The sequence below is a fragment of the Nonomuraea sp. NPDC001636 genome (genome assembly GCF_040298265.1).
Classification (GTDB): Bacteria; Actinomycetota; Actinomycetes; order Streptosporangiales; family Streptosporangiaceae; genus Nonomuraea.
Window position 1 is genome coordinate 410409 of sequence record NZ_JBEOZT010000004.1, and the last position, 14978, is coordinate 425386.

General features: G+C 72.5%; 11 protein-coding genes. 4 read left to right on the forward strand and 7 right to left on the reverse strand.

Annotated elements, in window-relative coordinates:
- Nucleotides 1–27 precede the first annotated feature (27 nt).
- Both ABT158_RS11580 and ABT158_RS11585 read left to right on the forward strand, forming a co-directional pair.
- The gene (locus ABT158_RS11580) at nucleotides 28–744 is read left to right on the forward strand and encodes a GNAT family N-acetyltransferase (RefSeq protein WP_352352692.1); all 717 of its coding nucleotides are present in this window, start codon (nucleotides 28–30) and stop codon (nucleotides 742–744) included.
- Nucleotides 741–1679: a lysophospholipid acyltransferase family protein gene (locus ABT158_RS11585; protein ID WP_352352693.1), complete on the forward strand. Its 939-nt coding sequence runs from the start codon at nucleotides 741–743 to the stop codon at nucleotides 1677–1679. The genes ABT158_RS11580 and ABT158_RS11585 overlap by 4 nt, the downstream gene beginning before the upstream one ends.
- Here ABT158_RS11585 and ABT158_RS11590 read toward each other — a convergent pair.
- The 3 genes from ABT158_RS11590 to ABT158_RS11600 are packed head-to-tail and all read right to left on the reverse strand — an operon-like array spanning nucleotide 1640 to nucleotide 4798.
- Nucleotides 1640–2524, reverse strand: coding sequence for a carbohydrate ABC transporter permease (locus ABT158_RS11590; protein ID WP_352352694.1), 885 nt, complete (start codon nucleotides 2522–2524; stop codon nucleotides 1640–1642). The genes ABT158_RS11585 and ABT158_RS11590 overlap by 40 nt on opposite strands.
- Nucleotide 2525: 1 nt before the next feature.
- Nucleotides 2526–3449, reverse strand: a complete 924-nt coding sequence (locus tag ABT158_RS11595; protein WP_352352695.1) for a carbohydrate ABC transporter permease — start codon at nucleotides 3447–3449, stop codon at nucleotides 2526–2528.
- The gene (locus ABT158_RS11600) at nucleotides 3446–4798 is read right to left on the reverse strand and encodes an extracellular solute-binding protein (protein ID WP_352328308.1); all 1353 of its coding nucleotides are present in this window, start codon (nucleotides 4796–4798) and stop codon (nucleotides 3446–3448) included. The genes ABT158_RS11595 and ABT158_RS11600 overlap by 4 nt, the downstream gene beginning before the upstream one ends.
- A 353-nt stretch (nucleotides 4799–5151) precedes the next feature.
- Between ABT158_RS11600 and ABT158_RS11605 the strand changes: the two genes are divergently transcribed.
- Together ABT158_RS11605 and ABT158_RS11610 are read left to right on the forward strand one after the other, a co-directional pair.
- Nucleotides 5152–7563 carry a glycoside hydrolase family 3 N-terminal domain-containing protein gene (locus ABT158_RS11605; protein ID WP_352352696.1) on the forward strand — a complete coding sequence of 804 codons (2412 nt, stop codon included), beginning with the start codon at nucleotides 5152–5154 and terminating at the stop codon, nucleotides 7561–7563.
- Nucleotides 7550–8575: a LacI family DNA-binding transcriptional regulator gene (locus ABT158_RS11610; RefSeq protein ID WP_352352697.1), complete on the forward strand. Its 1026-nt coding sequence runs from the start codon at nucleotides 7550–7552 to the stop codon at nucleotides 8573–8575. The genes ABT158_RS11605 and ABT158_RS11610 overlap by 14 nt, the downstream gene beginning before the upstream one ends.
- Here ABT158_RS11610 and ABT158_RS11615 read toward each other — a convergent pair.
- The 4 genes from ABT158_RS11615 to ABT158_RS11630 all read right to left on the reverse strand — a co-directional run bounded on the left by ABT158_RS11615 (nucleotide 8562) and on the right by ABT158_RS11630 (nucleotide 14965).
- On the reverse strand, nucleotides 8562–10118 hold the full coding sequence (locus tag ABT158_RS11615) for an outer membrane protein assembly factor BamB family protein (protein WP_352352698.1): 1557 nt from the start codon (nucleotides 10116–10118) through the stop codon (nucleotides 8562–8564). The genes ABT158_RS11610 and ABT158_RS11615 overlap by 14 nt on opposite strands.
- Nucleotides 10115–11704: a carboxylesterase/lipase family protein gene (locus tag ABT158_RS11620; protein WP_352352699.1), complete on the reverse strand. Its 1590-nt coding sequence runs from the start codon at nucleotides 11702–11704 to the stop codon at nucleotides 10115–10117. Before ABT158_RS11620 ends, ABT158_RS11615 begins: the two co-directional genes overlap by 4 nt.
- Nucleotides 11705–11832: 128 nt before the next feature.
- Entirely contained in the window at nucleotides 11833–13167 is a 1335-nt protein-coding gene (locus ABT158_RS11625) for a xylan 1,4-beta-xylosidase (RefSeq protein WP_352352700.1), read from the reverse strand.
- Between the two features lie 205 nt (nucleotides 13168–13372).
- A complete protein-coding gene (locus ABT158_RS11630; protein WP_352352701.1) occupies nucleotides 13373–14965 on the reverse strand; it encodes a carbohydrate binding domain-containing protein in 1593 nt (530 codons plus the stop codon).
- Nucleotides 14966–14978 lie beyond the last annotated feature (13 nt).

Below are 14978 nucleotides of genomic sequence, written 5' to 3' on the forward strand. Positions count from 1 at the left end.
ACGCTTTCAGGGAAGGACCCCGCGCCCATGACGATCTCTCTTGACACGAGCCGGTACACGGTCGGCATGGCCACGAGCCCCGCCGACCTCCAGGCGGCCCAGCGGCTGCGGTACGAGGTCTTCGCCGAGGAGATGGGGGCGCGGCTCGACAGCCCGCTCTCCGGCCTCGACGTGGACCGGTTCGACGCCTACTGCGACCACCTCCTGGTGCGGGAGGGGCGGCGGGTGGTGGGGACGTACCGGCTGCTGCCGCCGGGGCGGTCGGACCGGCTCTACTCCGACGGCGAGTTCGACCTGCGCGCCCTCGCCCCCATCCGCAACAACCTGGTCGAAGCAGGACGTACCACCGTGCACCCCGACCACCGGGACGGCGCGGTGGTCGCGCTGATGTGGGCCGGGATCGCCCGGTACATGGTGAACGGCGGCCACCGGTGGCTGGCGGGCTGCTGCTCGGTGCCGCTCGACGACGGCGGCGCGCTGGCCGCCGGGGTGGCCGGGCGGGTGCCGCTCGGCCCCGAGGAGCACCGGGTCACGCCGCACGTGCCCTGGGCGGCCGACGGCGCGCCGCGCTCCGACCGGTTCGTGCCGCCCGCGCTGCTCCGCGGCTACCTGCGGCTGGGCGCGTGGGTGTGCGGGCCGCCCGCGCACGACCGGGACTTCGGCACGGCCGACTTCTTCGTGCTGCTCTCGATGGCCCAGGCGAACACCCGCTACCTGCGTCACTTCCTGGGCGGGACGCCGTGACCGGCCCCTGGCTGCGCACGGGCCCGTGCACGCCGGACATGTGCGTGGGGGCGGCGGTCGCCGGCGCGGGGGCGGCCCGCCGGGCGCTGCGGCTGCTCGCGGCGGCCCTGGTGGTGCTGGCGGGGGTGTCGGTGGCGCCGGCGTTCCGCCACGCCCGCCCCGACGTGCGGGCGCGCGCCACCGGGACGTGGGCCCGGCTGCTGCTGCGCGCCCTGGGCATCCACCTGGAGGTCATCCCCGGGGAGCCGGACGAGCGGGCCGGAGACCCGCACGAGCGGGCCGGGGAGCCGGACGAGCGGGCCGGGGAACGCGCGGCAGCGGGCGAGCTGGTCGTGGCCAATCACGTGTCGTGGCTGGACCCGCTGGTCGTCGCGGCCGCGGTGCCCGCGCGCCCGCTGGCCAAGCGGGAGATCGCCGCCTGGCCGGTCGTCCGTACGCTGGCCGCGGGCGCGGGCGCGCTGTTCATCGACAGGGAACGCCTGTCCGCGCTGCCGTCGGCGGTCGCCGCCGTGGCCGCGGCGCTGCGGGCGGGCGACACCGTCGTGGCCTTCCCCGAGGGCACCACGTGGTGCGGGCTCGGCATGGGCGACTTCCGGCCGGCGGTGTTCCAGGCGGCGATCGACGCGGGCGCCGCCGTACGGCCCGCCGCGCTGCGCTACCGCGAGGACGGCCGGCCCTCGACCCGCGCCTGCTACGTGGGCGAGGACTCGCTGCTCGCCTCGGTGCTGCGGGTGGTCGCGACCCGGCGGCTGGCCGTCGAGGTGCGGCTGCTGGCCCCGCTGCGCGCGGCGCCGCCGGTCCGCCGTCCGCGGGCGCGGGCCGTCCTGGCCAGGGACGCCGAGGCCCGGGTACGTGCCGCGACGGACGGTCCTCCCGCGCGGGGGAGGACCGTCGCTCACTTGCCGAAGCCCGCGGTCAGCCCGCTGAGCAGCTGACGGCGGCCCACCACGTAGAGGATCAGGATGGGCAGCGTGGTCAGGACGACCGAGGCGAGCACGGCGGGCACGTTCACGCTGTACTGGCCCTGGAACGTCCACAACGCCAGCGGCAGCGTGCGCTTGTCCGGGCTCTGGGTCAGGATCAGCGGCAGCAGGAAGCCGTTCCAGATCGTCAGCGCGTTGTAGATGGTCACCGTCACGACGGCCGGACGGGTCAGCGGGAAGGTCAGCCGCCAGAGCATGCCCCAGTCGGTGGCGCCGTCCAGCCGCATCGACTCGAACAGCTCCTTGGGCACGTCCCTGATGAAGTTGGACAGCACCAGCACCGACAGCGGGATCGCGAACGCGATGGAGGGCAGGATCATGCCCAGCAGCGAGTCGTACAGGTGCAGCCGGATGATGATCAGGTAGATCGGGATGATCGTGGCCTGGAGCGGGATCGCCAGCCCCATCAGGAACAGCGAGTTCACCCCGCGCAGGAACCGCCCGCCGCCGCGCACGATCGCGTACGCCGCCATGAACGACACCCCGACGGCCGGGATCACCGCGCCGAGGGTGACGAGGAGGCTGTTGAGGAAGTACAGCGCGAAGTCCGACTCCAGCACCAGCTTGTAGGCCCCGAGCGTCGGCTCGGCCGGCGGCGCGAGCGGGTTGGAGGCGTAGTAGGAGCTCTGCTCCTTGAAGCTGGTGATGACGATCCAGTAGATCGGCACCACCACGATCGCCAGCCAGATCCACCCGGCCACCCCGGCCACCCAGTTGCGGCGGCGGGTGGCCGGACCGCCCGCCCGCCCGGACGCCCCGGCGGCCCGCCGCGCCGGCTTCGTCAGCGTCGTCGCCATGTCAGGCCCCTTCCAGCTGGCTCGCCGAGGCGTCGCGGCCGCCCAGTCGGCGCAGCAGCAGCGCCAGCGCCAGGCCCACGAGGACGAGGATGACCGCGATCGCGCTGGCCGGGCCCATCAAGTTGGCCTGGAACCCCCGCTTGTACATGTCCAGGGCGAGCACCCGGGTGGCGTCGCCGGGGCCGCCCGCGGTCAGCACGAAGATCAGGTCGAAGAACGTCAGTGATCCGACCACCATCAGCGTCGAGGACGTGATGATCGTGTACTTGAGCTGCGGCAGCGTGATGCTGAAGAACGTGCGCACCCGGCCCGCGCCGTCGAGCTGGGCGGCCTCGTACATCGAGCGCGGGATCTGCCGCACGCCGCCCTGGTAGATCAGCGAGTGGAACGGGATGAACTGCCACGACACCACGAAGATCACCACGCTGAAGGCGAGGACGGGCTCGCCCAGCCAGTCCTGGGCCAGCAGGTCGAGGCCGAGCCCGGCGCCGAGCCCGAAGTTCGGGTCGAGCAGCGCCTTGTAGGTGATGGCGATGGCGGCCGAGCTGAGCAGCAGCGGGATGAAGTAGAACACCGACAGCACGGCCCGGTAGCGCTGCTGACCGGCCAGGAACACCCCGAGCAGGATGCTGGCCGGCGTCTGCACCGCCCAGGACGCGGCCATCACCAGGAACGTCACCCACAGCGCGTGCGGCAGCCCGGGATCGGCCAGCACGGCCTGCCAGCTCGACAGGCCGGCGAAGCCGATGTCGCCGAGCCCGTCCCAGGAGGTGAAGCTGAGGACGAGGACCCCGATCAGCGGGATCACGCCGAAGGCGACGAAGAGCAGCAACGCCGGGACGGCCAGCCAGGCGAGGGAGCCGCGGCCCTCTCGCCCGGCCGCCGCCGGCGCCCGCCGCCCGGCGGGGATCGGGATCACGCTCACTTGCCGATGACCGCGTTCATGTTCGTCTGGAACTGCTGCGGCGAGATGGACAGCTGGAACAGCTTGGCGATGTTGTCCAGTAGCACCTCGGCGGCGGTCGGGCTGAGCGCCTGGTCCCACGACTGGGCGAAGGTCTTGGCGTTGCTGGCGATGCCGTAGACGAACTTCAGGAACTCGGCGTCGGGGGAGGAGGCGAAGGCGGCGTCGGCGCCCTTGACGATCGGCACGGCGCCCGTGTCCGCCCACTCCTTGACCTCGGTCTGGTCGAGCACGCCGCTGGTGAAGAACTTCTTGGCGATCTCCTTCTGCTCGGGGGTGGCCTTGGCGGAGATCGACAGGTACTGGCCGGGGTTGCCGACGGTGTTGCTCGGGTCGCCCTTGCCGCCGTCCACGGGCGGGAAGTTCATGTAGCCGAGGTGGCCGCCGGGGACGAAGTCGCCGCCGTCGTTCTTCATGCCGCCGTACGTCCAGCCGCCGTGCAGCATCATCGCGGCCTTGCCGGTGTAGAGCAGCGCCTGGTCGGCGTTGGAGTCGGCGGTGATGGAGGAGAAGCCCTTGATGAAGCCGTTCGCCTTGATCAGGTCCTGCATCTTGGTCAGGGCGTCGAGGGCGGCGGGGTGGGACCAGGCGTCCTTCTGGCCCTCGAACACCGCCTGGAACACCTCGGGGCCGCCGATCCGGTCGAACAGGAACTCCAGCCACATCATGTTGGTCCAGCGCGACTGGCCGCCGAGCGAGAACGGCGCGATGCCCTTGGCGTTGATCTTGGGCACGATGTCCATGATCTCGCCCCAGGTCGTCGGCGGCTGCACGCCGACCTTCTCCAGGACCTCCTTGTTGTAGTACAGGACGATCGGCTGCACGGTCTCGCACGGCATCGCGTAGATCTTGCCGTCCACGGTGGCCGCGCCGAAGGAGGAGGGGAACAGCCGGTCCTTGACGGCGGCGTTCTCGGAGAACCAGGACGTGAGGTCCTCGACCTGGCCCGCCTGCACGTAGCTGCGCAGGGTGCCGCCGCCCCAGCCCCAGATCAGCGTGGGGGCCTGGCCGGCGCCGATGGCCGTCTTGATCTTGGTCTTGTAGGCGTCGTTCTGGAACGCCGTGCCCTCGATCTGGGTGGTGGGGTTGGCCTTGTTGAAGCGCTCGATCGCCCGGCGGCGCACGCCTTCCTGCGGCTCGACCGACAGGTACCAGTAGGTGGCCTTGGCGCCGCCGCCGCCACCGCCGGTCGGGCCGCCGCCACCCGCGCGGGTGGGGCCCGACGTGCCGCAGGCGGCGAGCGCGGCTCCCAGGGGCAGCCCCATCGAGAGGCTGAGGAAGGTGCGGCGAGAGGTTGTCCTGGTCTCCACGCTGATCTCCGTACTCGAATGCCGTGGCCTGGCCGCGGCTCGGTTGTCCTTCGGACGCGTTGGCCGGCGGTCGGATCGGCAAACCCCCCAATGCCGCTCGTCCGCTCGCCGTTGAGTGAACTAGTCGAAACATTTGCGACATGACCGCGCGGCACGTCAATCTAGATTTCGACCATTACCCTGTCAAGACCTCTGTCGCGGAAACGGAGCTGGGCGGCGGCCGGGCCTGTGTAGTAATCTCGCGCGGGCATCTAGCTGGCTATTCTGCGTCAGTTGCGGCATTGTGCAGGTGGCAGACCCAGCTCCGAAATGTTTCGAAACTTTGCGGCAGAACTCTTGAAGGAGTGCAGTTCATGACGGCTCTAGATCGGACCCCGGCGGATCGGGTCCTCGGTCCGTGGCTGGACCCGGCGCTTCCCGTGGCCGAGCGCGTCGAGGCCCTCCTTCAGGAGTTGACGCTGGAGGAGAAGGTCGCCCAGCTCGGCAGCCGGTGGGTGGGCAACGACATGGCGCACGAGGAGGCGGCCCCCGCCCCCGACCCGGACGGCACGGGCACCCACAACGTGGCCCCCATGCAGGACGTTTTCGCCGCCTCCGGCACCGTGCCCCTGGGCGAGGCCGCCCGGCACGGGCTCGGCCACCTGACCCGGGTGTTCGGCAGCGTCCCGGTGACGGTGGCCGAGGGCGCCGCCGAGGTGGTGCGGCTGCAACGCGAGGTCGTCGGGCTGTCCAGGCTCGGCATCCCCGCCCTCGTGCACGAGGAATGCCTGACCGGTTTCACCACCTACGGCGCCACCGTCTACCCGGCGGCCATCGCCTGGGCCGCCACCTTCGACCCCGGTCTGGTCGAGCGCATGGCCGCGGCCATCGGCCGGGACATGCGCGCCGTGGGCGCCCACCAGGGCCTGTCCCCGGTGCTCGACGTGGTCCGCGACTACCGGTGGGGCCGGGTCGAGGAGACGATGGGCGAGGACCCGTACCTCGTCTCGATGCTCGGCGCGGCGTACGTGCGCGGCCTGGAGAGCGCCGGCGTGATCGCCACGCTCAAGCACTTCGCCGGGTACTCGGCCTCGCGGGCCGCCCGCAACCACGGCCCGGTCCCGATGGGCCGCCGCGAGCTGATGGACATGATCCTGCCGCCGTTCGAGGCGGCGATCACCCTGGGCGGCGCCCGTTCGGTGATGAACTCCTACTCCGACGTGGACGGCGTGCCCGCCGCCGTCGACTCCTGGCTGCTGACCGAGCTGCTGCGCGAGGAGTGGGGGTTCACCGGCACCGTCGTGTCCGACTACTGGGCGGTCCCGTTCCTGGCGACCATGCACCAGGTGGCCGCCGATCCGGCGGACGCGGGGGCGCAGGCGCTGGCCGCCGGCGTGGACGTCGAGCTGCCCGACACCCTAGGCTTCGGCGCCCACCTGGTCGAGCGGGTGCGCCGCGGCGAGCTGCCCGAGTCGCTGATCGACCGCGCCGCGCGCCGGCTGCTCACCCAGAAGGTGCAGCTCGGCCTGCTCGACCCCGGCTGGACGCCGGAGGGCTCGGTCGCCGCCGCGCCGGACGTCGAGCTGGACTCGCCCGCCAACCGCGCCCTCGCCCGCGAGCTGGCCGAACGCTCGATCGTGCTGCTCGACCCCGGGACCGCGCTGCCGCTGCGCGCGGGCCTCGGCCGGGTCGCCGTCGTCGGCCCGTGCGCCGACGACCCGCGCACGTTCATGGGCTGCTACGCCTTCCCCAACCACGTGCTGCCCCGCTACCCCGGGCTCGGGCTCGGCGTCGAGGCCCCGACCGTGCTGGACGCGCTGCGCGCCGAGCTGCCCGCCGCCGAGATCGTGCACGAGCCGGGCTGCGCCGTCCAGGGCGGCGACCGGTCCGGGTTCGCCGCGGCGGCCGCCGCCGTCCGCGCGGCCGATCTGTGCGTCGCGGTCGTGGGCGACCTGGCCGGGCTGTTCGGCCAGGGCACGTCGGGCGAGGGCTGCGACGCCGAGGACCTGCGCCTGCCCGGCCTCCAGGCCGACCTGCTGGCCGAGCTGTTCGCGACGGGCACGCCGGTCGTCGTGGTGGTCGTCTCCGGCCGCCCGTACGCGCTGGGCGAGGTGCACGCGGAAGCCGCCGGGCTGGTCCAGGCGTTCATGCCGGGAGAGGAGGGCGGCGGGGCGATCGCCGGTATACTGAGCGGTCGTGTCCAGCCTGGAGGCAAGCTTCCCGTGCAGATACCCCGCCATCCTGGCGGGCAGCCGGGCACCTACCTGCAGCCCCCGCTCGGAGCCGACAGCAAGGGCATCAGCAACCTCGATCCCACCCCGCTGTTCCCCTTCGGGCACGGCCGCTCCTACACCTCCTTCGAGGTCGGCGACCTGCGGATCAGCGCCGCCGAGGTCCCGACCGACGGCGAGTTCACCGTCTCGGTCCGCGTCGCCAACACCGGCGGCCGGGCGGGCGACGAGGTCGTGCAGCTCTACCTGCACGACGTCCTCGCCCAGGTCACCAGGCCGGTGAAGCAGCTCACCGGCTTCGCCAGGGTGCGCCTCGAACCGGGTGAGAGCAGGCGGGTCTCCTTCCTCGTCCACACCGACAGGACCGCCTTCACCGGGCGCGACCTGCGGCGCGTCGTGGAGCCCGGAGACGTCGAGGTGCTCGTCGGCACGTCCGCCGCCGACCTGCCGTGCCGCGGCGTGGTCCGGCTGACCGGGCCGATGCGGCCCGCCGGCGCGGGCAGGCGGCTGGTCACACCCGTGGAGATCCGAGGAGGAACAGATGCCGGCTCCTAGGCGCGCCACGCTGGCCACCGTCGCGGCCTCGGCCGGCGTGTCCGTCGCCACCGTCTCCAAGGTGCTCAACGGCCGCAGCGACGTGGCCCCGGCGACCCGGTCGCTGGTGCAGTCGCTGCTCCGGCAGCACGACTACGTGCCCGCCACGCCGCGCCGCGGCGAGGCGGGCGGCCCCGCCACGGTCGAGGTGCAGTTCGACGACGACCTCAACGCCTACTCCACCGAGCTCATCCACGGCGCGATCGAGGCCGGCGACGAGCTGGAGACGTCGGTCGTCGTCAGCATCAGGAAGAGCCACCAGCGCACCGGCGGCTGGGCGCGCGACCTGGTCGCCGCCGGGCGGCGGGCGCTCATCGTGGTGACCAGCGAGCTGACCGGCGCGCAGCTCGGGGCGCTGACGCGGGCCCGGCTGCCGCTGGTCGTGATCGACCCGCTCAACCTGCCGACCACCAGCGTGACCAGCGTCGGCTCGACGAACTTCGCCGGCGGCCTGACCGCCACCCAGCACCTGCTGTCGCTGGGCCACCGCCGCATCGCCTACATCGGCGGCCCGCCGACCTCGGCCTGCAACCAGGCCCGCCTGCACGGCTACCGCGCGGCGCTGGAGGCGGCCGGCGTGCCCGAGCCGCCCGGCTACGTCCGCACCGCCCACTTCCACTACCAGGACGGCCTGGTCAACGGCGCGAGCGTGCTCGACCTGCCGGAGCCCCCGACCGCGATCTTCGCCGGCTGCGACGAGATCGCGCTCGGGGTCATGGAGGCCGCCAGGTCACGCGGCCTGCGCATCCCGGAGGACCTGAGCATCGTCGGCTTCGACGACACCCAGATCGCCCGGATGGCCTCGCCGCAGCTCACCACCGTGCGCCAGCCGCTGCGCGAGATGGGCCGGGCGGCCCTGCGCACCGCGCTGCGGCTGGCGGCCGGCGAGCGGATCGACTCCCATCACGTCGAGCTGGCGACCGAGCTGGTGGTGCGCGGCTCGACCGCCCCGGCGGCGCCTACGGAAGGCTGAAGGCCAGGAACACCGACCCGTACGGGTTCGGGTACGGCGTGAAGGAGTACCCGGACTGGACGAACAGCATGCCGTGCGACACCACGGCCCCGCCGCCGCCCGAGACGGCCCCGCCGCGCCCGGTCAGGCCGTTGACCCCCTGCACCTCCTGCATGGTGTCGTAGGCCCACACGACCTCGCCGGTGCGCGCCGAGTAGGCCCGCATCTTGCCGTCCATGCTGCCCTCCCAGACCAGGCCGGGCGTGCTGGAGACGGCCGGGGTGTGGCCGAGCCGGCAGACCTGCGGGTACTGGGCCGCGCCGCCGGTGGCGCAGCCGTCGGCCGGGTTGGGCGTCTCCCACAGCAGGTGCCCGGTGGCCGGGTCGAGGGCGAACAGGGTGCCGGGCTGGGCCATGTACGTGGCCACGTACAGGCGCTGCCCGTCGAAGGAGGTGCCCCACTGGACGCCGGACAGGCCGCCGCCGGGCATCGGCTTCGACAGCTGCCGCTGCCAGACGATCTTCCCGGTACGGGCGTCGAGCACGTGGTACACGCCCGCCTTCTGCCCGATGCCGACCAGGGGCCGCCCGCCCGCGCGGAACAGGTTGGGCGCGGCCCCGAGGTCGAAGTCGAGCGCGGTGCCGTCGGGGAGGTTGGGGCAGTACTCGCGGTCCTCGGGGGTGGGCAGCGAGCACTCCAGCCGCCAGGTGTCCACGTCGGTCATCCGCCGGGTCCAGCGCGGCCGGCCGGTGTCGATGTCCAGCGCCAGCACCGAGTCGTAGTGGCCGGCGCTGCCGGTGTAGTTCTGGCCGGTGCCGACGTACAGGGTGCGGGTGACCGGGTCGAGGGCGGGGGAGCTCCACACGCCGCCGCCCGAGGGGGCGTACCGGGGGACGCCGTTGGGCCAGGTGCCGTCCTGGCGGGCCTTCGGGACGGTGTGGAAGCGCCAGACCGGGCGGCCGGTGTCGGCGTCCATGGCGTCGAGGTGGCCACGGAAGGTGCAGCAGGCGTGCTCCTTGCCGATGATGTTCTCGCCGCTGGAGACGCCGACGTAGACGCGGTCGCCGAAGACCAGGGGCGAGCTGGTCACGATCGCCGTGACGGTGTCGTCGAGCCGGCGCGCCCAGGCCAGGCGGCCGGTGCGCTGGTCGACGGCGTAGAACCAGCCGCGCACGTCGCCGAAGTACACCTTGCCCCTGGCCACGGCCGGGCCGTCCTGCACCTGGGTGCGGCCGGTGCCGACGGTGGCCAGGTCGAACTCCCAGCGGGCGGCGCCGGTGGCGGCGTCCCTGGCGTACAGCTTGCCTTCGGGGGAGCCGAAGTACACGGTGTCGCCCACGACGGCGGGCTGGCTGCGCGGCGTGCCGGCCTCCTTGGGGTAGGCGAAGGCCCACTTCAGCGCGAGGCCGCCGACCGTGCGCGGGTTGATCGCGCGTTCGGCGGCGTTGTGCCGCCAGCCCAGCGGGCCCTGCTGCCACATGGGCCAGTCGCCGCCGGTCGCCGCCTGCGCGGGCGCCGGGCCCTGCAGCAGTGCGAGGCAGAGCGCGGTCACCAGCCGGATCATGAGGTCGCCTCCTTGTTCCAGAACGCGCACTGGTGCTGCCTGGCGATCTCCCGCGTCACCTGGCTGTCACCGGCCGGGGCCAGGGACATGACGGCGGGGTCGGTGCGGGTGTGACGGGGCCACAGCGGGGTGCCCTCCGCGGTCGGGTCGCCGGTACGGGCGAAGCCCGTCCACTGGGCGACGAGCTGGGCGCCGAAGGAGCGCTGGTTGGCGTCCAGGTCCTTGACGTCGGAGTACAGGAAGGGCGCCTCGCTGATGTGGAAGGCGCCGTTCGGCTTGGTCCGGTCGAGGAAGAACAGCGGCGGCGCGTCGGTGTTGTCCACCTGAAAGGCGTACACCGGGATGTGCGCAGCCAGGCGTTCGTCGTTGAGCAGCGCCGGGCAGACCGAGTTGCTGTCGGCCACGATCGTCCGGTACGCGATGAACGCCGCCGGAGCGGGGAACCTGGCCAGCGGGTAGCGGGCGAGCACCTCGGGGGCGAGGGGGCCGTACTGCTGCCGGACCAGGGTCTCGTACTCGGCCGGGGTGTTCGCGGCGGGGAGCTGGACCTCGTCGCGGCCCACGCCGTGCATGAGGGCGACCTTGTTGACCTTGCCCCTGGCGAACGCCCGGGACGGCGACATGGTCAGGATGCGGCCGTCCACGATGGGGGCGATCGTCCCGCGGTCCGGGCCGAGCCCGTCGCCGGACTGGTCGAGCAGCGCCTTGACCGGCTCGGCCCGCAGGCACGCGGCCGGGTCGGCGGCCTGCTCGCAGCCCAGCGCGGCGGCGAACCGGCCGCCCTGGGCCTGCGCCTCGGCCTGCGTGGGCAGCTCGGCCTTGCAGTCCTGCGGCTGCCAGAAGGTGTTCACGCCGCGCAGCGAGTTGTACTCGCCGCTCTGCACGATCCCCTTCTCGAACAGGCCCTTCGCGGTCGGCGACGCCGTGTGCGCGCAGACGCTCGACCCGCCGGCGCTGGCCCCGAAGATCGTCACGTTGCCGGGGTCGCCGCCGAAGCGGGCGATGTTGCGCCGCACCCAGCGCAGCGCCTCCTGCTGGTCGGACAGGGCGTAGTTGCCGGCGTTCGGGCCGAAGGCCCGGTGGGACAGGAAGCCCAGGACGCCCAGCCGGTAGCCGACGCCGACGTGCACGACGCCGCCGGCCTTCGCCAGGTAGGAGCCGTCGGAGGGGGCGCCGTACCGGAAGCCGCCGCCGTGGAACTCCACCATGACGGGCAGGTCGCGCGCCCCCTCGGGGGCGGCGACGTTGAGCTTGAGGCAGTCCTCGTCCTCGGAGGGGGAGCCGAGCAGCTCCGCCTGCGGGCACGGGCTGCCCCGCCCGGTGCCGGAGAACACGCCGGGCCAGGGCGTGGCCCGGCGCGCGGGCGTCCAGCGCAGGTCGCCGACGGGCGGGGCGGCGTAGGGGATGCCGAGCCAGGAGCGCAGGCCCTCGCCCGCGATCCCGCACACCTGGCCCGAGTCGGTGGTGACGGTCGTGCCGGGCGCGCAGGCGGGCGCGCCGCGCGGGGCCGCCTGCGAGGGCGGCGTCGTCAGGCTGAGCGACGCGATCACGACGAGCGCGCTCAGCCCTGGTCGGAGCTTCAACATGCGCAAGTTCCCTCGATGGATTTACACGGGATCTTGCGCATCGTGTCAAGGCGAGTCAGCCGGATCAATGGCGGCCGTCATACCGGACCGCCATCTCGCCCGTGTCATCACTGCCGCGCCGGCCGCGGCTAGCGGTCGCTCCACTTGATCTCGTACGGCTTGAGCGTCAGCTCCTTGCCGTCGACCGTCGTGGTGACCTGCTTGCCCGTGGTGTTGACCGCGAGGAGCTGCCGTGGCTGGGCCAGCACCCGCACCCGCGGGTCGGAGGAGGTGACCGGCTCCAGCTCGGCGCCCGCCGGGAACCAGCGGGTGAAGTCGCCGACCAGCTTGCCGGTGGGCATCAGCGCGCCCGTGCGCGGCTCCCACATGCAGGCCCGGCACTCGCCGTCCTTGGCCTGCGGGTTCCAGTACAGGGCCGTGCTCGCGCCGCTCCGGGCGAACTCCATCATCGAGACGGCCTGCACGGCCAGCCGCATGGGCTCGTCCCAGACGGTGCCGTCCTCGGGCACGAAGTACCACTCCGACCACCACACCGGCAGGTCGCCGGTCTTCTCGCGCAGCCACTTGGTGATCGCGCCGAACTTGCCCAGGGCGCCGAACGCGTCCGGCAGCAGCTCGTGGGTCTCGGTGGGGGAGGCGCCGTCCACGACGACGAAGTCGGCGCCCTTCTTGTGCTTGAACCAGTACTCGAAGGCGTCGAGGGCGTGCTGGTTGACCGACCCCCACGGGCCGCGCAGCTCGGTGTCGCCCTTGCTGTCGCTGTCGAAGCCCAGGTACGGCCCGCCGATCTTGGCGTCCGGACGAACCGCCTTCACCGCGTCGTACACCTTGTTGTACAGCTCGGTGTAGCCCTTGTAGTCCGCGGGCTTCCGGTGGTCCCGCCAGAAGCCCTTGAACTCGTTCCAGACCATGAAGTACTTCACGTCCCGGTAGCGCTCGGCCACGGTCGCCGCCAGCTTGGCGAAGTCGTCGAAGTGCTCCGGGTACGGCGCGTCCTCCAGGTGCTCCTTCCAGGCCGACTCCTCGGTCGGGCCCTCGGGGCCGCCCTTCATCCAGTCGGGGGCGCAGCACAGCGTGATCACGCCGGTGCCGCCGGACTCCCGCATGAAGTTCGTCCGGCTGTCGAGGTCCTCCCAGAAGTACTCGCCCCGCCGCGGCTCGGGGTTGAGCGCCCCGAAGCCCATGATGTGCTGGTTCTGCAGCATCGGCGTCTCGGACAGCGCGCGGGCGACGTCCTGCTCCAGGCGCGGGGTGATGTTGTTGGCGCTGACGCCGGTGTGGGTCAGGCCCCAGCGCGGCCAGTCGGCGTCCACGGGCGGCGGCTTCAGCGCCTCGGCGGTGGCGGCGGGCGGGGACGCCTGCGGCGGCTGGGCGCCGGTGGTCTCCTGGTCGGCGGTGGCGCCGAGGGAGCAGCCGGCCGCGAGCAGCGCCATGGCGGCGAGCCCCATGACGCAGGTGGCCAACCGGCCAGAACGCCGCGCCGCCGTTCCCCCGCTTACTGTTGACACCTGAATCCCCACCTGGTCCTCGGCGCTTTTTGCCTAGAGCGTTCCATGCCCCCGCAAACGCGGCAAACCAGTGGGCCGGATTCACAGCCAAGCGTTATCTCGCGGACACGGCGGCGCTTCCGGCGCCCCTGGCGCGCCGGAAGGCCGCCGCGTCCTGTCCCTAGCGGCCCTGCAGGCCCTTGACGTTGTCCCCGAACGTCCAGCCCTTCGAGCCGTCCCAGTTGATCGACCAGGTCATCAGGCCCTTGAGCTGGCCGTTGAAGGCGTTCCAGCCCTGCGAGACCAGCGAGGGGGCCATGTACCCGCCGCCGGCGCCCGGCTGCGCGGGCAGGCCCGGCACCTGCTTGTCATAGGGCACGGTGATCGTCGTGCCCTGGATGGTCAGGCCGTTGTTCAGGCAGGTGGTCTGCACGGTGAAGCCCTGCACGGTGCCGGCGGAGTAGGAGTCGCCGGAGCAGCCGTACATGCTGCCGTTGTAGTACTGCATGTTCAGCCACCACAGGCGGCCGTTGTCGGCGTACTTCTTGATGATCGGCAGGTACGCGCCCCAGATCGACCCGTACGTCACGCTGCCGCCCGTCACGTACGCCGTCTCCGGCGCCATGGTCAGCCCGAACCCGGCCGGCATCTGGGCGAGCACGCCGTCGATGATCCGGATGAGGTTCGACTGCGAGGCGGAGAGCTGGGTGATGCTGCCGCCGCCGGTCAGGCCGGTCTCGATGTCGATGTCGATGCCGTCGAAGTTGTACTTCTTCAGGATCGGCACGACGGTCGCCACGAACCGGTCGGCGACGGCGCTGGAGCCGAGGTCGATGCCGGCCGCCGCGCCGCCGATGGACATGAGGATCGTCGCGCCCGCGGCCTTGGCCTGGCACATCTCGGCCGGGGTGGCGACCTTGACGGTGGCGTCCATGCCGTCCTCCCACAGCACGGTGCCGTCGGAGCGGATGACGGGGAACGCGGCGTTGATCACGTTGTAGCCGTGCGCCTTGATGCGCGGGTCGGTGATCGGGATCCAGCCGAGCGGCGGGTGCACGCCGTTGATCGCGCCGTCCCAGTTCTCCCAGTAGCCCTGGATCACCTTGCCGGCCGGCCGCGGCTTGGTCGGGCAGGTGGTGTCGGTCGGCGTCACCGTGGGGGTCACGGTCGGGGTGACGGTGGGGGTCACCGTGGGCGTCACGGTGGGGGTCACGGTCGGGGTCACCGTGGGCGTGACGGTCGGCGTCACGGTCGGGGTGACCGTCGGCGTGATCGTGGGGGAGGCGGTGCCGCCGGGGCCGTCGAAGCTGACGTCGTCGGCGTAGTAGGTGCCCTGCCCGTACCAGCCGTGCAGGAAGATGACCGCGGTGCTCTGGCTCGCGGTGGTCGTGAACGACACGGTGAGCTGCGTGTACGCCCCCGCCGACGACGTCCAGGAGGAGGAGCCGCCGGTCACGCCGAGGTAGACGTAGCTGCCGCGCACCCACGCGCTCAGCGTGTACGTCGTGCTCGGCCGCACCGACACCGACTGGGTGCACTGCGCGGTGTCGGACCCGCTGGCCGCCGCGGCCAGCGCCTTGGTGCCGGAGTGGACCGGGGTGGAGACCACCGACCCCAGCCCGCCGGTGCACGACCACGGCGACAGGGATCCGGTCTCGAAGTCCGGGTTGGTGAGGAGGTTGGCCGCCTGGGCGGAGGTCTGGACGACGAGGACGCCCAGTGCCGCCAGGACGGAGGCCAGCAGCACGACGAGGAGACGGCGCGTTCGCTTCATGGTGGACAACCCT